The organism is Actinoplanes subtropicus (assembly GCF_000721705.1).
Lineage (GTDB): Bacteria > Actinomycetota > Actinomycetes > Mycobacteriales > Micromonosporaceae > Actinoplanes > Actinoplanes subtropicus.
Map to the genome: position 1 here is coordinate 181,683 of NZ_JOJL01000008.1, position 21,207 is coordinate 202,889.

The 21,207-nt window shown below is 72.0% G+C and carries 21 protein-coding genes; 18 read left to right on the plus strand and 3 right to left on the minus strand.

What is annotated here, in order from left to right:
- Nucleotides 1–41: 41 nt before the first annotated feature.
- The 12 genes from IH26_RS0113750 (at nucleotide 42) to IH26_RS0113805 (ending at nucleotide 11,566) form a co-directional block, all read left to right on the plus strand.
- A complete protein-coding gene (locus tag IH26_RS0113750) occupies nucleotides 42–410 on the plus strand; it encodes a holo-ACP synthase (RefSeq protein WP_030436553.1) in 369 nt (122 codons plus the stop codon).
- 72 nt (nucleotides 411–482) lie between these two features.
- On the plus strand, nucleotides 483–1,931 hold the full coding sequence (locus IH26_RS0113755; protein WP_030436554.1) for a bifunctional ADP-dependent NAD(P)H-hydrate dehydratase/NAD(P)H-hydrate epimerase: 1,449 nt from the start codon (nucleotides 483–485) through the stop codon (nucleotides 1,929–1,931).
- Between the two features lie 348 nt (nucleotides 1,932–2,279).
- Nucleotides 2,280–3,413: an alanine racemase gene (gene alr / locus IH26_RS0113760; protein ID WP_030436555.1), complete on the plus strand. Its 1,134-nt coding sequence runs from the start codon at nucleotides 2,280–2,282 to the stop codon at nucleotides 3,411–3,413.
- Nucleotides 3,410–4,486, plus strand: a complete 1,077-nt coding sequence (locus IH26_RS0113765) for an alpha/beta fold hydrolase (protein ID WP_030436556.1) — start codon at nucleotides 3,410–3,412, stop codon at nucleotides 4,484–4,486. The genes alr and IH26_RS0113765 overlap by 4 nt, the downstream gene beginning before the upstream one ends.
- A complete protein-coding gene (tsaE, locus tag IH26_RS0113770; protein ID WP_030436557.1) occupies nucleotides 4,483–4,953 on the plus strand; it encodes a tRNA (adenosine(37)-N6)-threonylcarbamoyltransferase complex ATPase subunit type 1 TsaE in 471 nt (156 codons plus the stop codon). The genes IH26_RS0113765 and tsaE overlap by 4 nt, the downstream gene beginning before the upstream one ends.
- Nucleotides 4,950–5,624 carry a uracil-DNA glycosylase gene (gene ung, locus IH26_RS0113775; RefSeq protein ID WP_030436558.1) on the plus strand — a complete coding sequence of 225 codons (675 nt, stop codon included), beginning with the start codon at nucleotides 4,950–4,952 and terminating at the stop codon, nucleotides 5,622–5,624. Before tsaE ends, ung begins: the two co-directional genes overlap by 4 nt.
- 9 nt (nucleotides 5,625–5,633) lie before the next feature.
- Complete coding sequence (gene tsaB, locus IH26_RS0113780) at nucleotides 5,634–6,287, plus strand: tRNA (adenosine(37)-N6)-threonylcarbamoyltransferase complex dimerization subunit type 1 TsaB (protein WP_030436559.1); 654 nt, start codon at nucleotides 5,634–5,636, stop codon at nucleotides 6,285–6,287.
- Nucleotides 6,287–6,721 (plus strand): ribosomal protein S18-alanine N-acetyltransferase, encoded by a 435-nt coding sequence (rimI, locus tag IH26_RS0113785; protein ID WP_030436560.1) that lies wholly within the window; start codon nucleotides 6,287–6,289, stop codon nucleotides 6,719–6,721. The genes tsaB and rimI overlap by 1 nt, the downstream gene beginning before the upstream one ends.
- The gene (tsaD, locus tag IH26_RS0113790; protein ID WP_030436561.1) at nucleotides 6,714–7,766 is read left to right on the plus strand and encodes a tRNA (adenosine(37)-N6)-threonylcarbamoyltransferase complex transferase subunit TsaD; all 1,053 of its coding nucleotides are present in this window, start codon (nucleotides 6,714–6,716) and stop codon (nucleotides 7,764–7,766) included. Before rimI ends, tsaD begins: the two co-directional genes overlap by 8 nt.
- Before the next feature lie 9 nt (nucleotides 7,767–7,775).
- Nucleotides 7,776–8,030, plus strand: coding sequence for a hypothetical protein (locus IH26_RS0113795; RefSeq protein WP_030436562.1), 255 nt, complete (start codon nucleotides 7,776–7,778; stop codon nucleotides 8,028–8,030).
- A 60-nt stretch (nucleotides 8,031–8,090) separates the two neighbouring features.
- A complete protein-coding gene (locus IH26_RS0113800) occupies nucleotides 8,091–9,782 on the plus strand; it encodes an ABC transporter ATP-binding protein (RefSeq protein ID WP_030436563.1) in 1,692 nt (563 codons plus the stop codon).
- Complete coding sequence (locus tag IH26_RS0113805) at nucleotides 9,779–11,566, plus strand: ABC transporter ATP-binding protein (protein ID WP_030436564.1); 1,788 nt, start codon at nucleotides 9,779–9,781, stop codon at nucleotides 11,564–11,566. Before IH26_RS0113800 ends, IH26_RS0113805 begins: the two co-directional genes overlap by 4 nt.
- 204 nt (nucleotides 11,567–11,770) lie before the next feature.
- Here the strand turns inward: IH26_RS0113805 and IH26_RS0113810 are convergent, their stop codons facing one another.
- The 3 genes from IH26_RS0113810 to groES form a co-directional block, all read right to left on the minus strand.
- Nucleotides 11,771–12,052, minus strand: coding sequence for a DUF1707 SHOCT-like domain-containing protein (locus IH26_RS0113810; protein WP_030436565.1), 282 nt, complete (start codon nucleotides 12,050–12,052; stop codon nucleotides 11,771–11,773).
- A gap of 285 nt (nucleotides 12,053–12,337) precedes the next feature.
- Nucleotides 12,338–13,984: a chaperonin GroEL gene (gene groL / locus IH26_RS0113815; RefSeq protein WP_030436566.1), complete on the minus strand. Its 1,647-nt coding sequence runs from the start codon at nucleotides 13,982–13,984 to the stop codon at nucleotides 12,338–12,340.
- Between the two features lie 73 nt (nucleotides 13,985–14,057).
- Nucleotides 14,058–14,372, minus strand: coding sequence for a co-chaperone GroES (gene groES, locus IH26_RS0113820; RefSeq protein WP_030436567.1), 315 nt, complete (start codon nucleotides 14,370–14,372; stop codon nucleotides 14,058–14,060).
- A gap of 228 nt (nucleotides 14,373–14,600) precedes the next feature.
- Between groES and IH26_RS0113825 the strand changes: the two genes are divergently transcribed.
- The 6 genes from IH26_RS0113825 (at nucleotide 14,601) to IH26_RS0113850 (ending at nucleotide 21,199) form a co-directional block, all read left to right on the plus strand.
- Entirely contained in the window at nucleotides 14,601–15,773 is a 1,173-nt protein-coding gene (locus IH26_RS0113825; protein WP_030436568.1) for a class I SAM-dependent methyltransferase, read from the plus strand.
- Between the two features lie 62 nt (nucleotides 15,774–15,835).
- Nucleotides 15,836–16,321: a Cys-tRNA(Pro) deacylase gene (ybaK, locus tag IH26_RS0113830; RefSeq protein ID WP_030436569.1), complete on the plus strand. Its 486-nt coding sequence runs from the start codon at nucleotides 15,836–15,838 to the stop codon at nucleotides 16,319–16,321.
- A 377-nt stretch (nucleotides 16,322–16,698) separates the two neighbouring features.
- Nucleotides 16,699–17,799 (plus strand): sugar ABC transporter substrate-binding protein, encoded by a 1,101-nt coding sequence (locus IH26_RS0113835; RefSeq protein WP_030436570.1) that lies wholly within the window; start codon nucleotides 16,699–16,701, stop codon nucleotides 17,797–17,799.
- 121 nt (nucleotides 17,800–17,920) lie between these two features.
- Nucleotides 17,921–18,736 carry an ATP-binding cassette domain-containing protein gene (locus IH26_RS0113840; RefSeq protein WP_030436571.1) on the plus strand — a complete coding sequence of 272 codons (816 nt, stop codon included), beginning with the start codon at nucleotides 17,921–17,923 and terminating at the stop codon, nucleotides 18,734–18,736.
- Nucleotides 18,733–19,989 carry a sugar ABC transporter permease gene (locus IH26_RS0113845; RefSeq protein WP_030436572.1) on the plus strand — a complete coding sequence of 419 codons (1,257 nt, stop codon included), beginning with the start codon at nucleotides 18,733–18,735 and terminating at the stop codon, nucleotides 19,987–19,989. The genes IH26_RS0113840 and IH26_RS0113845 overlap by 4 nt, the downstream gene beginning before the upstream one ends.
- A 31-nt stretch (nucleotides 19,990–20,020) precedes the next feature.
- Nucleotides 20,021–21,199, plus strand: coding sequence for an ROK family protein (locus tag IH26_RS0113850; RefSeq protein ID WP_030436573.1), 1,179 nt, complete (start codon nucleotides 20,021–20,023; stop codon nucleotides 21,197–21,199).
- Nucleotides 21,200–21,207 lie beyond the last annotated feature (8 nt).

A 21,207-nucleotide genomic window follows, 5' to 3' on the forward strand; every position in this document is an offset into this window, starting at 1 on the left:
ACGGCGCAGCGCCGCCCGATCGGGACCGATAGGGTTGGGCCGTGATCGTGGCTGTCGGCATCGATGTCGTCCTGGTGGACCGCTTCGCCCGCGCCCTCGACCGGACCCCGCTGCTGGGGGTCCGACTCTTCACCGAGGACGAGCGGGTGACCGGCTCCGGCAACCCACGGTCGGCCGAGTCGCTGGCCGCCCGGTTCGCCGCCAAGGAGGCCGTGGCGAAGGCGCTGGGCGCGCCGGCCGGCCTGCTCTGGCACGACTGCGAGATCGTCGCCGATCCGGATGGCCGTCCGTGGTTGACCGTCTCGGGTACGGTCGCCGCGGCCGCGGCGGCGCGTGGCATCTCTCGATGGCATCTCTCGCTCTCGCACGACGGCGGGATCGCCTCGGCGATGGTCGTGGCGGAGTCCTGACCAGCGCGAACGCGAAACTGTCGTACCCGGGGCCTAAAACCGACGGCAGCACCGAGATGGCTTGGAGGGCAGATGCGGCAGGCATGGCGGGTCGCCGACGTGCGGGCGGCCGAGAAGGCGTTGATGGCGACGCTGCCGGAGGGCACGCTCATGCAGCGGGCCGCGGCCGGCCTGGCCCGCCGATGCGCGCTGCTGCTGGAGGACGACGGCGGCGTCTACGGCGCCCGGGTGGTGCTGCTGGTGGGCAGCGGCGACAACGGCGGCGACACGCTGTATGCCGGGGCCGCCCTGGCCCGGCGCGGCGCCCAGGTGCGGGCCATCCTGCTGCGCCCCGACCGGGTCCACCTCGCCGGCTTGGCGGCGTTGCGCGCGGCCGGCGGCTTCACCGTGCGTGACCTGCCCGAGCGGGCCGATCTCGTGCTCGACGGCATCGTCGGCATCGGGGCGAGCGGTGGCCTGCGCCAGCCGGCGGCCGGCCTGGTCGCCCGGTTGGGTGACCTGCGCGGGCGTTCCGGCCGGCGGCCCGCGGTGGTCGCGGTCGACGTGCCGAGCGGCGTCGCGGTCGACACCGGCGACGTGCCCGGTGAGGCGGTCACCGCCGACGTCACGGTCACCTTTGGCTGCCTCAAGCCGGCCCACGTGGTCGGGCCGGCCGCCGTGCGCTGCGGTCAGGTCGAGCTGGTCGACATCGGTCTCGGGCCGGTGCTGCGGGCCGACCCGGCGGTGCACGTGCCGGATGCGGCGGATATCGCCGGCTGGTGGCCGACCCCCGGCGCGGAATCCGACAAGTACACCCGGGGCGTCGTCGGCATCGCGACCGGCTCGGCGAAGTATCCGGGCGCCGCCCTGCTCTCGGTGAGCGGCGCGCTGGCCGGCCCGACCGGCATGGTGCGCTACGCCGGCAGCGCGTATGCCGACGTCGTCCGGGCGCACCCCTCGGTGGTCGCGGTGAACAAGGTGGGCGCGGCCGGCCGGGTGCAGGCCTGGGTGTGCGGCTCCGGGCTCGGCACCGACGACGAGTCGCGGACGACGCTGCGCAGCGTGCTGGCCACCTCGGTGCCGGTGGTGCTGGATGCCGACGCGCTGACGCTGCTGGTGGACGGCAGCCACGCCGAGGACCTGCGCCGGGACGCACCGTTGGTGATCACCCCGCACGACGGCGAGTTCAAGCGGCTGGCCGGGGAGTCGCCGGGTGCCGACCGGGTCGGCGCCGCGTGCCGGCTGGCCGCCTGGATCAACGCGGTGGTGCTGCTCAAGGGCGACCGGACGATCGTGGCGACCCCGGCCGGCGAGGTCTGGGCCAACCCGACCGGCAGCTCGGCGCTGGCCACTGCGGGCAGCGGCGACGTGCTCGCCGGCCTCCTCGGGTCGCTGCTGGCCGGCGGCCTCCCGCCGGAGCGGGCGGCGGTCGCGGCGGCGTATGCGCACGGTCTCGCCGGCCGCTGGGCCGCTCAGCACGGCCCGGTCACGTCGCCCGATGTCGCCGCCGCGCTGCGACCGACGCTCGCGGCGCTGCTATGACCACGCGGAGTGCGCCCCCGACCGCGCGGAGTGCGCCCCCGACCGCGCGGAAGGCGCCCCCGACAGCGCGGAAGGCGCCTCTGACCGCGCGGGGTGCGCCTCTGACCGCGCGGGGTGCGCCCCTGACCGCGCGGGGTGCGCCCCTGACCGCGCGGGGTGCGCCCCTGACCGCGCGGGGTGCGCCTCTGACCGCGCGGGGTGCGCCCCTGACCGCGCGGGGTGCGCCCCCGACCGCGCGGGGTGCGCCCCCGACCGCGCGGAAAGCGCTCACGGCCAAGCGGAAAGAGCTGCTCCGACCGCCAGGAAGGCTGTTCTTCACCGGGAAAACCGATAAGTAGGCTGGGAATCATGTGGCAGGCCGAGGTCCGGATCGATCTGGACGCCATCCGGGACAACGTGGCGCTGATGCGCGCCGGCACCACCGCCGAGGTGATGGCGGTGGTGAAGGGCGACGGCTACGGGCACGGCATGCTGCCGTCCGCCCGGGCGGCGCTGGCCGGCGGCGCGACCTGGCTGGGCGTGGCCACCCTCGAGGAGGGTCTCGTGCTGCGCCGGGCCGGCCTGGACGTGCCGGTGCTGGCCTGGCTGCATTCGCCGGGCCAGGCGCTGCACGAGGGCGTGACAGCCGGTATCGACCTGTCCGCGAGCACGCTGGGGCTGATCGACGAGCTGGTCACGGCCGCGCGCCGGGCGGAGCGGCAGGCCCGCGTCCACCTCAAGCTGGACACCGGGCTGTCCCGCGGCGGCGCCACCGCGGCCGAGTGGCCCGCCGTGCTGGAGGCGGCCGCGAAGGCGCAGGCCGACGGCGACATCGACGTGGTCGGCGTGTGGAGCCACTTCATCAGCTCGGACCTGCCCGACGACCCGACGGTCGACCACCAGCTGGCCGCGTTCGCCGACGGGCTGGCCGTGGCCGAGCGGTACGGCATCAACCCGCGGTATCGGCACATCGCCAACTCGGCGGCCACGCTGGCCCGCCCCGACGCCCACTACGACCTGGTCCGGCCGGGCATCGCCTGTTACGGCCTGTCACCGGTCGCGGGGCGGCAGTTCGGGCTGCGGCCGGCCATGACCGCCCGGGCCCGGGTCGCGCAGACCAAGCGGGTGCCGGCTGGGCAGGGCGTGTCGTACGGTCACACGTACTACACCGAGCGGGAGACGACGCTGGCCCTGGTGCCGCTCGGGTATGCCGACGGGGTGCCGCGCGCCGCCTCGAACGCCGGACCGGTGCAGCTGGGCGGCAAGCGGCGCCGGGTGGCCGGCCGGGTCTGCATGGACCAGATCGTGCTCGACGTCGGCGACGACGAGGTGGCGGCCGGCGACGTGGCGACGCTGTTCGGGCCGGGCGACGACGGCGGCCCGACCGCCGACGACTGGGCCGAGGCGGCCGGCACGATCAACTACGAGATCGTCACCCGGTTCGGCAGCATGCGAGTGCCCCGCGTGTACGACGGCGACGCGGCGACGGGGGCCGCCGCGTGAGCCCGAAGATCCCGCGGCGGCGGGCCAAACAGGTCGGCATCGCCGGCGCCGCGATCGGCGTGGTGGCGGCCGGCCTGGCCACGGCGTTCGCGGTCGAGCGCACCCTGGTCCGCCGCTCGGTCAACGCCCCCGGCGACCCCTACGCCGACGAGTCGTTCGCCGACCAGCCGTTCGACGCGGAGCTGACCGTCACCGCGGCCGACGGCACCGAGCTGCACGTCGAGATCGTCGAGCCGACCGCGCCCACCGACAAGCCGACGATCGTCTTCGTGCACGGCTTTGCGCTGGACATGGGCACCTTCTACTTCCAGCGCCAGATGTTCACCGAGCGGGGCGACCATCGGCTGGTCTTCTACGACCAGCCCGGGCACGGCCGGTCCAGCAAGCTGAAATCCGGTAACTACGACATCTCGACGCTCGGCGAGTCGCTCGCCGCGGTGCTGGATGCCACCGTGCCGGACGGCCACATCATCCTGGTCGGGCACTCGATGGGCGGCATGACCATCATGTCGTTCGCGGAAAAGTATCCGGAGTGGTTCGGCAACCGGGTCACCGGCGTGGTACTGATCTCCACCTCGGCACGCCTGATCGACCGAGCCAAGCTGGCCCTGCCGTCGCTGGTCGCGCGGGCCAGCGCGCCGTTCTTCCCGCTCTGGGGCACCGCCGCGCACCTGGGCGGCAACGTGATCGAGCGGGCCCGGTTCGCCTCCTCCGACCTGGCCTGGCTGCTCACCCGGCGGTACGGCTTCGGCGACGCCAAGCCGAGCCCGTCGTTGGTCTCCTTCGTGGAGGGGATGAACTCCAAGACCTCGGTCGAGACGCTGACCAAGTATCTGAACACGCTGTACAACCACAATCGCTACCCGGCGCTGGCGGCGCTGCGCGGCGTGCCGGTCCTGGTGATCGTGGGCGACAAGGACTACCTGACCCCGGTGAGCCACTCCGAGGAGATCATCAAGCGGCTGCCCGACGCCCGCATGGTCAAGATCGAGGACAGCGGCCACGTCGTGATGTTGGAGAAGTCGGACGAGGTCAACGCCGCGATGCTGCCCTTCGTGGAGAAGATCTCATGACTGGCGAAATGAAGCTCGCCACCGTCGAGGAGACACAAGCCTTCGGCAAACGGCTGGCCGCGATTCTGCGCGCCGGCGACCTGGTGCTGCTCACCGGCCCGCTCGGGGCCGGCAAGACGGCGCTCGTGCAGGGCATCGGCGCCGGGCTCGGAGTGGCGGGCGCGATCACCTCGCCGACCTTCGTGATCGCCCGGCTGCATCGGGGCCCGGTCCCGCTGGTGCACGCCGACGCGTACCGTCTCGGCGACCGGCCCGACCCGCGCGCCGAGATCGACGACCTCGACCTGGACGCCTCGGCCGAGGAGACGGTCACCGTCGTCGAGTGGGGCGCCGGCCTGGTCGAGCAGCTCAACGACGAATACCTGCAGGTCCGGCTCGACCGGCTGGACGACGACACCCGAGTGGTGGAGCTGGTGCCGCACGGCGGCGACTGGGCCGCCCGCATAGGACGACTGGAGACCACGTGAACCTGCCTGACCTGCTGCCGGCCGAGTGGCGGGACGAGTTGGCCCCCTTCCTGGACGCCGACGCGACCGCGGCGCTGGGCGCGTTCGTGGCCGCCGAGTACGCGGCGCACACGATCTATCCCCCGATCGAGGACCTGTTCGCGGCGTACCGGCTGTGCTCGCCGGCCGAGACCCGGGTGCTGATCCTCGGGCAGGACCCCTACCACGGCCCGGGCCAGGCGCACGGGCTCAGCTTCAGCGTGCGCGACGGCGTACGGATCCCGCCGTCGCTGCGCAACATCTTCAAGGAACTCGCCGAGGATGTCGGGGTCGCGCCGCCGACCTCCGGCGACCTCACCGGCTGGGCCCGGCAGGGCGTGCTGCTGCTCAACGCGGTCCTCACGGTTCGGGGCGGGGCTGCCGCTTCGCATGCCGGCAAGGGCTGGGAGGCGTTCACCGACGCCACGATCCGGGCGCTGAATGCCCGTACCGACCGGGTGGTTTTCCTGCTCTGGGGTGGCTACGCCCGGAAGAAGGCCGCCCTGATCACCAACCCGGCGCACGCCGTGCTCGAGGCCGGCCATCCCAGCCCGCTCAACCGGGAGGGCTTCCGCGGGGTCCGCCCGTTCAGCGCGGCCAACAAGGCGCTCGCCGACGGCGGCCGCCCGCTGGTCGACTGGGATCCGCGTTAGGGTCGGCTCGTGCTCGTACTCGCCTTGGACACCGCGACCCCCGCGTCGACGGCCGCGCTGGTGGAGGTCACCGCCGACGGCCTGCGCGGGGTCGCCGAGCGGCGCACCGTCGACCCCCGAGCGCACGGCGAGAAACTGGCGCCCGAGATCGCCGCGATCCTGGCCGACCACGACGTCCGGCCGCGCGACCTGACCGCGATCGTGGCCGGCGTCGGGCCGGGCCCCTTCACCGGCCTGCGGGTCGGGCTGGCGACGGCCGCGAGCATGGCGCAGGCGCTGGACATTCCGACGTACGGCGTGTGCTCGCTGGACGGTCTGGGCCGGGCCGCCGGGCCGGGCCGGGTGCTGGTCGCCACCGACGCGCGCCGAAAGGAGATCTACTGGGCGGCCTATGTGGACGGTGAGCGCGTCGAGGGCCCGGAGGTGAGCAAGCCGTTCCCCGTACGGGAGCAAGAAAGGGTGGTGGGCGAGGGCGGCCTCAAATATGGCGACATCTTCGGCGTACCGGTGGAAGAGCATTTGCTTTATCCACCCGGCGCGGCCCTCGTCGCCCTCGCGGCCGACCGGATTAGCCGGGCCGCGCCGAGCGAGCCACTCACGCCCCTCTACCTGCGGCGCCCCGACGCGGTCGAGCCGACGACCCGGAAATCCGTGCTGACTTGATGCAGATACAACGTTTCCGCTGGTGGCACATCGCCGAGGTGCTGCCGATCGAGAAGGACCTGTTCGGCGCCGAGAAGTGGTCGCCGGCGATGTTCTGGAACGAGTTGGCCCAGCGCAACTTCTACATCGTCGCGGTCGACGGCGACGAGTTGCTCGGCTACGCCGGGCTGGCCGCGACCGGCGACGAGTCCTGGGTGCAGAACATCGCGGTGCGCCGCACGGCCCAGCGCCGCGGCGTCGGCCGGACGATGCTCGAGGCGCTGCTCGCCGAGGCCGAACGGCGCGGCATCCGGAAGACGTTGCTGGAGGTCGCCGTGGACAACGCGCCGGCCCAGCGGCTCTACGCGACCTACGATTTCGAGCCGGTCGGCATCCGGCGCGGCTACTACCAACCCAGCAACACGGACGCCCTGGTGATGATGCGCGATGCCTGACGAGCCCCTGGTCCTCGGGATCGAGACCTCCTGCGACGAGACCGGCGTGGGCATCGTGCGCGGGCACACGCTGCTAGCCGACGCGCTGGCGTCCAGTGTGGACCAGCATGCCCGGTTCGGCGGCGTCGTGCCCGAGGTGGCCAGCCGCGCCCACCTGGAAGCGATCGTGCCCACCATGCGGCGCGCGCTCGACGATGCCGGGGTGACCCTGGCCGACGTGGACGCGATCGCGGTGACCAGCGGACCCGGCCTGGCCGGCGCGCTGCTGGTGGGGGTGGCCGCGGCCAAGGGCTATGCACTGGCCGCGGAGAAGCCGGTCTACGGCGTCAACCACCTGGCCGCGCACGTGGCGGTGGACACGCTGGAGCACGGCCCGCTGCCCGAGCCCGCGGTCGCGATGCTGGTCTCCGGCGGGCACTCGTCGCTGCTGCTGGTCGACGACCTGACCACCGGCGTGACCCCGCTCGGTGCGACCATCGACGACGCGGCCGGGGAGGCGTTCGACAAGGTGGCGCGGCTGCTGGGGCTCGGTTTCCCAGGCGGCCCGGTGATCGATCGGCGGGCGCGCGAGGGTGATCCCGGCAAGATCGCGTTTCCGCGTGGGCTGACCGCGCTGAAGGATCTCGCCGCGCACCGCTTCGACTTCTCCTTCTCCGGGCTGAAGACCGCGGTCGCCCGCTGGGTGGAGGCGCGCGAGCGGGACGGCGAGCCGGTGCCGGTGGCCGACGTGTCGGCGAGCTTCCAGGAGGCGGTCTGCGACGTGCTGACCGCCAAGGCGATCGATGCCTGCCTGGCCAACGGCGTGCGGACCCTGGTGATCGGCGGAGGCGTCGCGGCCAACTCCCGCCTGCGGGTGCTTGCCGAACAAAGAGCGGAAAAGCACAAGATTGCCGTACGCGTGCCACGCCCGTCCCTGTGTACCGACAACGGCGCCATGGTGGCCGCCCTCGGCTCGCGACTGGTCGCCGCCGGGGTCGCGCCGTCGCGTCTCGATCTGCCCGCCGATTCCTCAATGGCATTGACCTCGGTCAGCGTAGCGGGGTAGGAAGCCAGCATGATCGCGAGGATGTGGGAGGTGCGGGCCTCGGCCAGCGGCTTCGACGAGCTGCTGACCTGGGTCTGCGACGTGGCAGTGCCCCGGATCGAGGTGCTGCCGCAGCACGTGTCGAGCGAGGTGTTCTCGTCGACCGACCGCCGGATCGTGGTCATCTCGAAGTGGCGCAACAGCCCGGAAAGCCTGCTCACGCCGCCGGCCAAGCTGGTCGCGCGGGCGCCGCACGTCTGGGATTTCAGCCCCGTCGACCGCTGACCGCGGGCCGGGAAAACGCGTCGCGTTCTGTCGTACCCCGCCCGTAACGTCGGGGCCCTGATGACGCAGCTGCCCGACGCCGACCCCGGCGTTCCCGACGACCGGTCCGCCAGCCGTTACCTCGGTTGGCTGGTCCGGCGTTACCGGTTGCCCGTGCTCGGCGCGCTCGTGATGGGCGTCGTTTGGATGCTGTTCCAGGCCTTCGTGCCGGCCGTCGTGGGCAAGGCGATCGACGCGGCGACCCGGCACGACCGCGACGACCTGATGCTCTGGTGCCTCGTGCTGTTCCTGATCGGAGCCGGCCAGGCCTGGAGCGGGATCGTCCGCCACCGCATCACGGTGGTCAATTTCCTGAGGGCCGCGTTCGTCACCGTGCAGCTGGTGGTGCGCCAGGCGGGCCGGCTCGGCTCGGCGCTGTCCCGCCGGCTCGACACCGGCGAGGTGGTGGCGATCGGAACGGCCGACATCCGGGCGGTCGGTTCGGCCGTCGAAATCATTGCCCGCGGCGTCGGCTCGCTGGTCGCGGTGGTCACCGTCACGGTGATTCTGCTGGTCACGTCGGTGCCGCTCGGCCTGGTCGTGGTGCTCGGCGTGCCGATCCTGATGGCCGTGGTCGGCCTGCTGATCAAGCCGCTGCACCATCGGCAGCAGATCACCCGCGCGCAGCAGGGCCTGCTCACCGGGCGCGCGGCCGACCTGGTCAGCGGCCTGCGTGTGCTGCGCGGGGTGGGTGGCGAGGCGGTGCTGGCCGAGCGCTACCGGGTCGAGTCCCAGTCGCTGCGGGCGGCGGGGGTGCGTACGGCGCGGGTCGAGTCGCTGCTCGAGGCGGCCCAGGTGCTGCTGCCCGGCGTCTTCCTGGTGCTGGTCACCTGGCTCGGCGCGCGTTTCGCGCTGACCGGGCAGGTCACGGTGGGCCAGTTGGTCTCCTTCTACGCGTACGCGGCCTTCCTGGTCACCCCGCTGCGCCAGCTCACCGAGGCGCTCGACAAGCTCACCCGCGGCCACGTCGCCGGCCGCCGCGTGGTGACCATGCTGACCGCGACCACCGACCTGCCCGACCCGGCGTCCCCGGCCGCGCCGGAAAGCTTCGCGGGCGACCTGGCCGACCCGCGGTCCGGTGTGGTCATTCGCCCCGGCGAGATCACCGCGATCGTCTCCGCGCAGCCCGCCGAGGCGGCGCTGATCGCCGACCGGCTGGGGCGGTATGCGGAGGGCGGCACGGTCGGCGGCCGCCCCTTGGACCAGTTCGCGATGGCCACCGTCCGCGAGCGGATCCTGGTGGCGGACAACGACGCGCACCTCTTCTCCGGCCCGCTGCGCTCCGATCTGGATCCGGAGGGCAGCGGCCGCCTGCCGGCCGCGCTGCACACCGCGGCGGCGGCCGACATCGTCGAGGCGCTGCCCGACGGGCTGGATAGCGAGGTCGCCGAGCGTGGCCGGTCGTTCTCCGGCGGCCAGCAGCAGCGGCTGCGGCTGGCCCGGGCGCTGGTCGCCGACCCCGACACGCTGATCCTGGTCGAGCCGACCAGCGCGGTCGACGCGCACACCGAGGCCCGCATCGCCGAGCGGCTGATCGCCGCCCGGGCCGGGCGCACCACGGTGATCTGCACGTCCAGCCCGCTGGTGCTCGACCGCACCGACCGGGTCTGCTTCGTCGAGGCGGGGCGGCTGGTCGCGGCGGGCCGTCACCACGGCCTGCTCGACACCGAGCCCCGCTACGCCCGCACGGTGCTCCGGGCGGACCAGCCATGAGCGGCCTATTGCCGGTGGCCGACAACGTCCAGGTCCGGCGGTACGTGGTGGAGCTGTTCCGCCGTCACCCGCGGGCCCTCGGCGGCGCGGTCGCGCTGCACGTGGCGGCCGCGATCGCCGGGCTGGTCGGGCCGCGCCTGCTGGGCGAGCTGGTGGAGAGCCTGCAGCACGGGGGTGGCGCCGCGGCGATCGACCGGCTGGGGCTGCTGATCGCCGGGTTCGTGCTGGTGCAGGCGGTGCTGACCCGCTTCGCGCACCTGGCGTCGGCGCGGCTCGGCGAGGGGGTGCTGGCCCGGCTGCGCGAGGAGTTCGTCGAGCGCGTCCTCGCCCTGCCGCTGTCCACCGTGGAGCGGGCCGGCAGCGGTGACCTGCTGACCCGTACGACCAGGGATGTGGACGCGCTCTCCCGGTGCGTGCGGCTGGCCGTGCCGGAAACGATGATCGCGCTGATCACGGTCGCGCTGGTGGTCGGCGCGCTGGTCGTGGTCACCCCGCTGCTGGCGCTGCCGCTGCTGATCGCCGTGCCGATCCTGGTCGGCGGCACCCGGTGGTACCTGCGTCGCGCGCCCGCGGCGTACCTGGCGCAGAACGCCCGCTATTCGCTGGTCACCGACGGCCTCGCCGAGACGGTCGACGGCGCCCGCACGGTGGACGCGCTGCGCCGCCGGCGGGAACGCGTCGAGCGGACCGACCGGGACCTGCACCGCACCTGGCTCAGCGAGCGGTACACCCGGTTTCTGCGGACCGTCTGGTACCCGATGGTCGAGGTCGGCTACGTGCTGCCGGTGGTGGCGACGCTGCTGGTGGGCGGCCTGCTCTACCTGCGCGGCACGGTCACGCTCGGCCAGCTGACCGCGGCGGTGATCTACGTGCAGCTCCTGATCGACCCGGTCGACCGGCTGCTGAGCTGGCTCGACGAGCTGCAGGTCGGGGCGGCGTCGCTGGCCCGGCTGCTGGGCGTGGCGGAAAGCGATCCCGAGCGATCCGAGGCCGAGGTGCCGGTCCCGGCCGGGGGAAGAATGGAGGTGCGCGGGCTGCGCTTCGGGTACACGCCCGGGCGCGAGGTGCTGCACGGGATCGACCTGACCCTCGAGCCGGGGGAGCGGCTGGCCATCGTCGGGCCGTCCGGGGCCGGCAAGTCCACGCTCGGGCGGCTGCTGGCCGGCGTGCACCAGGCCGGCGCCGGCACGATCACGGTGGGTGGGGTGCCGCTCGGTGACCTGCCGCTCGACCGGTTGCGGGCCGAGGTGGCCCTGGTCAGCCAGGAACACCACGTCTTCATCGGCTCGGTGTGGGAGAACGTCGCGATGGTCCGGCCGGGCGCGGCCGAGGCGGAGGTGCGTTCGGCGCTGGCGGCGGTGCACGCGCTCGACTGGGCGCTCGCGTTGCCGAAAGGGTTGGCGACCGAGGTGGGCGCCGGCGGCCATCAGCTCTCCGCGGCGCAGGCCCAGCAGGTCGCGCTGGCCCGGCTCGTCCTGGCCGACCCGCACACGCTGGTGCTGGACGAGGCGACGTCGCTGCTCGACCCGCGGGCGGCGCGCGATCTGGAACGTTCACTGGCGGCGGTGCTGCGCGGGCGCACGGTGGTGGCGATCGCGCACCGGCTCTTCTCGGCGCACGACGCCGACCGGGTGGCGGTGGTCGAGGACGGGCGGATCACCGAGCTCGGCTCGCACGACGAACTGGTCGCGGCGAACGGTCCGTACGCGTCGCTGTGGCGCTCGTGGCACGGCGAGCGCACCCCGGAGGACACCGACGAGCCGCTGGCGCGACTCACCGAGTAAAGGAGGCAGCGCGGCGCGACTCGGCGAGCGGTGGCGGCGGCTCAGCGGCCAGCGCGACTCAGCGGGCGAGGGCGGCAGCTCAGCGCCGGCGCGACTCAGCGCGTGAGGCGGCTCAGCGATGTTCGGCGGCCCCGCTGAGGGCGGCGGCTCGGCGCGACGCACCGAGTATGGGCGGCGCGACCCACCGACTTTGGGCGGCGCGGCTCAGCGGGTGAGGGCGATGAAGATGCCCAGCACGACCAGCGTGGCCGCGGCGATGGCGAAGAGCAGGAGCAGGTCGCGGCGCGGGCCCTCACCGTCGGCCGCGTCGGCCGCGTCAGCCGGCAGGTCGTGCACGACGGCGGCCAGGTCGTCGAGGGTCCGGGCGTCGTGTGCGAGCTGGGCGCGCTCGGCGAACTCGTCCAGCGTGAGCCGGCCGGCGCCGGTGTGCCGCTCGAGCGCGGCCACGATCCGCTGCCGATCGTCGTCGGAGGCCCGGATAGTCACGGCCGCACTCTACCGCCGCCGCGCCGCCGGGAAGGAGCGGCGAGGGCTGAGCGGCGCCCGCCCACCGCACGGGAACTCGGCGGTCGCCTCCGCGGCCTGCTCGATACCCCGGGCTTCGCGTCGCCGAGTGGATCCGCCGCGGCGGCCAGCAGCAGCTTCCGGGTCGTCGGCGGCAGCGACCGCACCCGCCGCGCGAAGCTCCGCTCGATCTGGTTCGCCAGCGGCTGGGCGTGGTGGAACGCGGAAGGGCGCGCCAGTGGCGCGCCCTTCCGGTGATACAGCGGATCAGAAACCCGGGCCGTGCTGGTGGCCGTGGCCACCGTGGCTGTGCCCGTGGCCGCCCGCGGCGGGCGCCGGCTCGGCCGGCTTGTCGACCACGAGGCTTTCCGTGGTCAGCAGCAGGCCGGCGATCGAGACGGCGTTGGAGACCGCGTTGCGGGTCACCTTGACCGGGTCGATGATGCCGGCCGCGGACAGGTCGACGTACTCGTCGGTGGCCGCGTTGAGGCCGTGACCCCAGCCGAGCTCGTTGACCTTGCCCACCACGACGTAGCCGTCGTGGCCGGCGTTCTGCGCGATCCAGCGCAGCGGCTCCACCAGCGCCTTGCGGACGATGCCGACGCCGGTCGCCTCCTCGCCGGTGAGGCCGAGGTTGCCCTCGAGCTCCTTGGCGACCTGGGCGAGGGCCGCGCCGCCACCGGGGACGGTGCCTTCCTCGACCGCCGCCTTGGTCGCCGCGATGGCGTCCTCGATGCGGTGCTTGCGCTCCTTCATCTCGACCTCGGTGGCCGCGCCGACCTTGATCACCGCGACGCCGCCGGAGAGCTTCGCGAGGCGCTCGGAGAGCTTCTCGCGGTCCCAGTCGGAGTCGGACGCCTCGATCTCCTTGCGGATCTGCGCGACCCGGTCGGTGACCTCGGAGGTCTTGCCGCCACCGTCGACGATCGTGGTGTTCTCCTTGTCCACCACGACCCGCCGGGCGGTGCCCAGCATGTCGAGGGTGACCTGGTCGAGCTTGTAGCCGAGCTCGGGAGCGATCAGCTCGCCGCCGGTCGCGATCGCCATGTCCTGCAGCATCGCCTTGCGCCGGTCGCCGAAGCCCGGCGCCTTCACCGCGGCGACCTTGAAGGTCTTGCGGATCGCGTTGACCACCAGGGTGGACAGGGCCTGGCCCTCGACGTCCTCCGCGATGATCAGCAGCGGCTTGCCGGCCTGCAGCACCTTCTCCAGCAGCGGGAGCAGTTCCTCGAGGCTGGCGATCTTCTGCGTGGTCAGCAGGATGTAGGCGTCCTCGAGAACGGACTCCTGCGACTCGGGGTCGGTCACGAAGTTCGGTGAGATGAAGCCCTTGTCGAACTGCAGGCCCTCGGTGACCTCGAGCTCGGTCAGCATCGCCGAGCCCTCCTCGACGGTGATGACGCCGTCGCGGCCGACCCGGTCCATCGCCTCGGCGATCAGCTCGCCGATGGTGGCGTCCTGGGCCGAGATGGTGGCGACGTTGGCGATCGCCTTGTGGTCGTCGACCTCGACCGCCTTGGCCAGCAGCGCCTTGGAGACGGCCTCGGCCGCCTTGTCCATGCCGCGCTTGAGGCCGAGCGGGTTCGCCCCGGCGGTGACGTTGCGCAGGCCCTCACGCACGAGCGCCTGGGCGAGCACGGTCGCCGTGGTGGTCCCGTCGCCGGCGACGTCGTTGGTCTTGGTCGCCACCTCCTTGACCAGCTGGGCGCCGAGGTTCTGGTACGGGTCGGAGAGATCGATCTCCTTGGCGATGGTGACGCCGTCGTTGGTGATCGTGGGGGCGCCGAACTTCTTGTCCAGGACGACGTTGCGGCCGCGCGGGCCCAGAGTGACCTTGACCGTGTCGGCGAGCGTGTTGACGCCGTGCTCCAGCAGGTGCCGGGCGTCGTCAGAGAAGCTGAGAATCTTCGCCATCTTTAGGTCCTTTCAAGCACCACCGCCCTGACCCAAGAGGAAATGGGCCAGGGCGGTGCGCACTGTCAGTAGGTCACTTCTCGATGACCGCGAGGACGTCGCGGGCGGAGAGCACCAGGTACTCCTCGCCGGCGTACTTGACCTCGGTGCCGCCGTACTTCGAGTAGAGGACCGTGTCGCCGACCTGGACGTCAACCGGAACGCGGTTGCCCTTGTCGTCGATGCGGCCCGGGCCCACAGCGAGGACGGTGCCCTCCTGCGGCTTCTCCTTGGCGGTGTCGGGGATCACGATGCCCGACGCCGTGGTGGTCTCAGCCTCGTTCGCCTGGACCACGATGCGGTCCTCGAGCGGCTTGATCGCAACCTTGGTCGCGGTAGTCACGGGCATACCCTCCTGGGTACAGGTTCCGCCGGCCAAGAGTTTTGGCCGGTCTGATGCCTCATGCCACCGGGCGGGGCCGTCGTCGCGGGTGCCGGTCCGCCTGGTGCCTAACCGTCCACCCGTCGGGTGACCGGCTGGCACCCTCATGTTGAGAGTGCTAACCGCGAGGTTATGCCGGAACTAGCACTCCGTCAACCAGAGTGCCAGTGTCGTCACGCCGGGGAGAATGCCTTCGTGACCCCCGATATTCTCGCCCTCCTGCGGCGCCCCGAAGGGGTGAATGCGCTGGCCGAGGCCGATCGGCTGGCGACCGGCGACCCGTTGGCCGCGGCCTCGGCGCTGCGGGCCCGGGGCGTCGGCCCGGAGCTGGCGGCGGCCGCGCTGACGCAGGTCGATCTGCGCCGCCGCGCGACCTCGAAGTTCGGCCCGGCGGCCGGCCGGATGTTCTTCACGCGCGCCGGGCTCGAGCAGGCGACGCGAGCGGTGGTCGCCCAGCGCCGGGCGGCGCGGCTCGCGGCGGCGGGCGTCAAGACGCTGGCCGATCTGGGGTGCGGGCTGGGCTCGGATGCCTTGGCGGCGGCTTCCCGAGGCATTTTCGTGTACGCCGTGGAAGCCGACCCGCCGACCGCGGCCCTGGCCGCCGCGAACGCCGCGGCGCTCGGCCTCGACCACTTGATCAAGGTCGACTGCGCGGACGCCACGACGATCCGGGTCGAGGACTACGACGCGGTCTTCGCCGATCCGGCCCGCCGCCGGGCCGGGCGCGGCCGGGTGTTCGACCCCAGGTCGTACTCGCCGCCCTGGGATTTCGTGGCCGGCCTCGCCGAGCGGGTGCCGCGGACCGTCCTCAAGCTCGCCCCCGGCATCGATCACGACCTGCTGCCGCCGGGCGCCGAGGGGGAGTGGGTGAGCGTGGACGGTGATCTGGTCGAGGCCGCCTTCTGGTGTGGACCGCTGGCGACCGTGCCGCGCCGGGCCACCCTGCTCCCGGGTGGAGCCGAGCTCACCGGGAGCGGGACCGCGGCGGCGCCGGTCGGCCCCGTCGGGGCGTACGTCATCGATCCTGACCCTGCCGTTGTTCGTTCTCACCTGGTCGCGGAGTTCGCGGAAACGGTCGGCGGCCGGTTGGGTGACCCCGAGATCGCCTACGTGTACGCCGACGAGCCGGTCGACACCCCGTTCGGCCGTCGCCTGGAGATCACCGACGTGCTGCCGTTCTCGCTGAAGCGGCTGCGGGCCCTGCTCCGCGAGCGTGGCGTCGGCCGCCTCGAGATCCGCAAGCGCGGCTCCGCCCTCGAGCCCGAGCAACTGCGGCGCGACCTGCGACTCTCCGGTTCGGAGGCGGCGTCGCTCGTGCTCACCCGGGTGGCCGGCGCGCCGACCGTGCTGCTCTGCCGTCCGGTGTAGGCGCTGCCACACGGCGCGGCCGGGCAGCCTCACCTGAGCAAACGGGCAGATATCTTGCTGGCATGGCGAAGAAGCCCGCGGCCGGTACCCCCGCGACCGCCGTCCTGGCCGAGCAGCGGGTCGAGCACACCCTGCACCCGTACGACGTCTCCCCGGACGCGCCGAATTACGGCGCGCTGGTGGCGCAGGCGCTGGGGATCGAGCCGGCCCGGGTCTTCAAGACGCTGATCGCCGAGGTCGACGGCCGGTTGGTGGTCGCGGTGGTACCGGTGACCGGCGATCTCGACCTCAAGGCGCTGGCCGCCGCGGCCGGTGGCAAGCGGGCCGGCCTGGCCGACCGGGTCGCCGCCGAGCGGAGCAGCGGTTACGTACGGGGCGGAATCAGTCCGCTGGGGCAGCGCAAGCGCCTGCCGACGGTGGTCGACGCGTCCGCCCTCGACCTCGACCGGATGTACGTCTCGGCGGGTCGCCGGGGCCTCCAGGTGGCGCTGGCGCCGTCGGATCTGATTCGCCTGACCGATGCGGTTACCGCCGCTATACGGACATAAAAGGCGATATCTCCGCCGGTCGTCAGCCCGTTACGACAACGTTACGGGCCGCCGGGATCTTTCTCCCGAGAATGGGCGAGATCGGGCGGGGGAGTGACCTAGCGTCACTTCGTGAGGACCCGAAGCGACGCCCGGTACCGGTACCGGGCCATCGGTGCAGGCCACGTCGCTGCATCACCGCCGTGTTGCCGGATTGTTATGCCGGGTTACGAGATCGTCCGGGCGCACCGCTTGTGCGACGGGCCGTAACGGGAATACGTTGCCGGGCACAACAAACTAAGAAACTGATCATTCGGCGTCTCGGGGAGCGACACTCCCGGCAGCGCACACCCATCGAATCCGATCGAAGGCCCGGATTACCCGAAAGGAACCAAGGAATGCGTAAGGGACTGTTCGCCCTTGCCGCGGTCGGCCTCCTGGCGACCGGCGGCCTGGCCGCGTGTGGCAAGAAAGACAGCGGCTCCGGCAGCAGCGGCGGTAGCTCCAGCGTCGGCAAGGTCGGCGTCATTCTCCCCGACACCAAGAGCTCGGCCCGGTGGGCGACCGCCGACGCGAAGTACCTCAAGGAGGCGTTCGACGCCGCCGGTGTCCAGGCCGACATCCAGAACGCGCAGGGTGACAAGACTCAGTTCCAGACCATCGCCGACGGCATGATCGCGAACAAGGTCAAGGTTCTGATCATCGTCAACCTGGACTCCGGCACCGGCAAGGCCGTGCTGGACAAGGCCAAGGCCGCCGGCATCGCCACGATCGACTACGACCGCCTCACCCTGGGCGGCGGCGCGAACTACTACGTCTCCTTCGACAACGTGAAGGTCGGCGAGCTGCAGGGCCAGGGCCTGGTCGACTGCCTGAAGGCCAAGAACTACACCAAGCCGATCGTCGCCGAGCTCAACGGCTCGCCGACCGACAACAACGCGACCCTGTTCGCCCAGGGCTACGACTCGGTGCTCAACCCGCTCTACGCCGACGGCACCCTGACCAAGGGCCCGAACCAGTCCGTTCCGGACTGGGACAACGCCCAGGGCGGCACGATCTTCGAGCAGATGCTGACCCAGAACAAGCAGATCAAGGGTGTGCTGGCGGCGAACGACGGCCTCGGCAACGCGGTGATCTCGGTTCTGAAGAAGTACAAGCTCAACGGCCAGGTGCCGGTGACCGGTCAGGACGCCACCACCCAGGGTCTGCAGAACATCCTCGCCGGCGACCAGTGCATGACGGTGTACAAGGCGATCAAGCAGGAGTCGGACGCGGCTTCGGCGCTCGCCATCGCGATCGCCAAGGGCCAGAAGCCGACCACGGCGACCGGCACCGTCACCGACCCGACGTCGAAGGCGTCGGTTCCCTCGGTGCTGCTGACCCCGAAGGCGATCACCAAGGACACCATCAAGGACGTCATCGCGGACGGCTTCGTGACCAAGGACGAGGTGTGCACCGCCGCGTACGCGAAGGCTTGCACCGACGCGGGCATCAGCTGACGCATGTGACGGGCTAGTCCCGAACGGCTGACGACGGCGCCGCTCACCCCACGGGCACTCGGGGGTGGGCGGCGCCGGAGTCGGGTCACCCCCACCGGTCACTTAGCGAAGGAGAACCATCGTGGCCGCGACACCCCTCTTGGAGCTCAACGGGATCGACAAGAGCTTCGGCCCCGTTCAGGTCCTGCACGACGTCGGTCTGAGCGTCTACCCCGGCGAGGTCACGGCCCTGGTGGGCGACAACGGCGCCGGCAAGTCGACCCTCGTCAAGTGCGTCAGCGGTATCTACACGATCGACTCGGGCACGATCACCTTCGACGGCAACCCGGTGGCGATCCACAGCCCGCGCGATGCTTCCGCGCTGGGCATCGAGGTTGTGTACCAGGACCTGGCCCTCTGCGACAACCTGGACATCGTCCAGAACATGTTCCTCGGCCGGGAGAAGAAGCGCGGCATCGTCTTGGACGAGCCGACCATGGAGCAGATGGCCGGCGACACCCTCGCCAGCCTCTCGGTCCGTACGGTGAAATCGCTCCGTCAGCTGGTGGCCAGTCTCTCCGGTGGCCAGCGGCAGACCGTGGCGATCGCCAAGGCGGTGCTCTGGAACAGCCGCGTCGTGATCCTCGACGAGCCGACCGCCGCACTCGGCGTCGCGCAGACCGCCCAGGTGCTGGAGCTGGTCCGCCGCCTCGCGGACAACGGCCTCGGGGTCGTCCTGATCTCGCACAACATGAACGACGTGTTCGCGGTGTCCGACCGGATCGCGGCGCTCTACCTCGGCCGGATGGCCGCCCAGGTCAAGGCCACCGAGGTGACGCACTCCCAGATCGTCGAGCTGATCACCGCGGGCCGCAGCGGCAACCTCGGGCTGCCGCCCGAGAAGCCGTCCGACTTCAACGGCGACGTCGTCGACATCACGCCCGGAGGCGACCAGTGAGCACCACCACGACCACCACGGCCGGCGGCGTCCAGGTCGTCAAGCCGACCGTCGCCAGCCACCTCTACGACTACTGGGGCCGGGTCCGCGGCGGTGACCTCGGCAGCCTGCCCGCCGTCCTCGGCCTGGTCATCCTGAGCCTGATCTTCGGCGTCGCCCGGGACACCTTCTTCAGCTCGCTCAACTTCGCGAACATGTTCTCGCAGGGCGCTCAGTACGTCTTCATCGCGATGGGCCTGGTCTTCGTCCTGCTCCTGGGCGAGATCGACCTCTCCGCCGGCTTCGCCTCGGGCGTCTGCGGCGCGGTCATGGCAATCATGCTGACCACCCACGGCTGGCCCTGGTACGCCGCCATCCCCGCGGCGATGGTCACCGGCATCGTGATCGGCTTCGTGCTCGGCTTCCTGGTGGCGAAGTTCGGCATCCCGTCGTTCGTCGTCACCCTGGCCGCGTTCCTCGCGTTCCAGGGCATCCTGCTGTACCTGCTCGGCGGCGGCAAGAACATCTCGATCACCGACACGTTCGTGCTGAAGCTCGCCAACGGCAACCTCTCCGCGGCGCTCAGCTGGGCCCTCACCATCGTCGCGGTCGTCGGCTACGCGCTGATCCAGCTCAACCGGGTCCGGAGCCGCGCCGCCCGGGGCCTGGTCACCGACCCGATCGGCATCGTGGGGCTGCGCATCGGCGGCCTGGCCGTCGTGCTGCTCATCGCCACCGCCATCCTCACCCAGGAGCGCTCGATCAACCCGGTGCTCACCTCGGTGAAGGGCATCCCGATCGTCGTACCGATCATCGCGTTCTTCCTGGTGATCTGGACCTTCGTGCTCGGCCGCACCACGTACGGCCGGCACGTCTACGCGGTCGGCGGCAACACCGAGGCGGCCCGCCGGGCCGGTATCCCGGTCGACCGGATCCGCATCTCGGTCTTCGTCATCTGTTCGTTCATGGCCTCGATCGGCGGCATCCTCGCGGTGAGCCGGGCGAACTCGGTCGACCCGAACACCGGCGGCAGCAACATCCTGCTCTACTCCGTGGGTGCGGCCGTCATCGGCGGCACCAGCCTCTTCGGCGGCAAGGGCAAGGCGATCAACGCGGTCATCGGTGGCGCGGTGATCACCGTCATCGACAACGGCATGGGTCTGATGGGCTACTCGGCCGGCACCAAGTACATCGTGACCGGTCTGATCCTGCTCGTCGCCGCGAGCGTCGACGCCCTGGCGCGGCGCAGAGCGGCGGCCACCGGAAACCGATGAGAGAGATCCTGGGCGCGGGGGCGGCACGCTGATGCGGGCCGGCCCCAGCCAGGAGGAGGTCCGCCGGCACAACCTCGGGACCCTGCTGCGCTACGTGCACGTGCACGGCGCGACCTCCCGGGCGGAACTCACCAGCCGGCTCGGGCTCAACCGCAGCACCATCGGGGCACTGACCGCCGAGCTGACCACCGCAGGGCTGGTCAGCGAGGCGACGCCGCGAGAGACGCGAGGAGCCGGGCGGCCGTCGCTGGTCGTCCGGCCCGAGTCGGCCAAGGTCTACGCGTACGCCCTGAGCATCGAGGTGGATCGGCTGCGCGCGGCCCGGGTCGGGCTCGGCGGTCAGATCCTCGATCGGCGCGAGACCGACCGGCCCCGCGGCATGCAGGTGCTCGACGCCGTACAGCCGCTCGCGGGTTTTGTGCGGGAGATGCGCGCGGAGGTCTCCGACGACGCGCGGTACGTGGGGACCGGGGTGGCGGTGGCCGGGATGGTCCGGCGCGTCGACGGCATGGTCCGGCTCGCGCCGACGATCGGCTGGGTCGAGGAGCCGGTCGGCGCCGCGCTGCGCGACGAACTGGGCGACGCGGGCAAGCTGACCGTGGGCAACCACGCCGACGTCTCGGCCCTCGTCGAGCACGCCCGGGGCGCCGCCGTCGGCTGTGACAACGTTGTCTATTTGTACGGCGACGTGGGCGTGGGCGCCGGCATCATCGCCGACGGCCGCCGGGTCGCCGGGCACGGCGGGTACGGCGGCGAGGTCGGCCACATGGTGGTCAACCCGTACGGTCGGGAATGCAGCTGTGGATCGCGCGGCTGCTGGGAGACCGAGATCGGCGAGTATGCGCTGCTCAAGCACGCCGGCCGGGGCGACCAGACCGGCCGCGAGGCGGTGCTCGCGGTGGTCGACGCGGCGATGCGCGGGGACAGCCAGGCCCAGTTCGCGGTGCGCCAGGTCGGCGAGTGGATCGGCTTCGGCGTCGGCAACCTGGTCAACATCTTCAACCCGGAGGCGGTCATCTTCGGCGGCACGCTCCGCGACGTCTACCTGGTCGCGGCCGCGCAGATCCGCAGCCGGCTGAACGCCATCGCCCTGCCGGCCTGCCGCGAGCACATTCGCTTGCGTACGCCCGAGCTAGGCTACGACGCCGCCCTGATCGGCGCGGCCGAACTGGCCTTCGAGCACCTCCTCGAGGACCCGTTGATCGGTTAGCTGGAGGC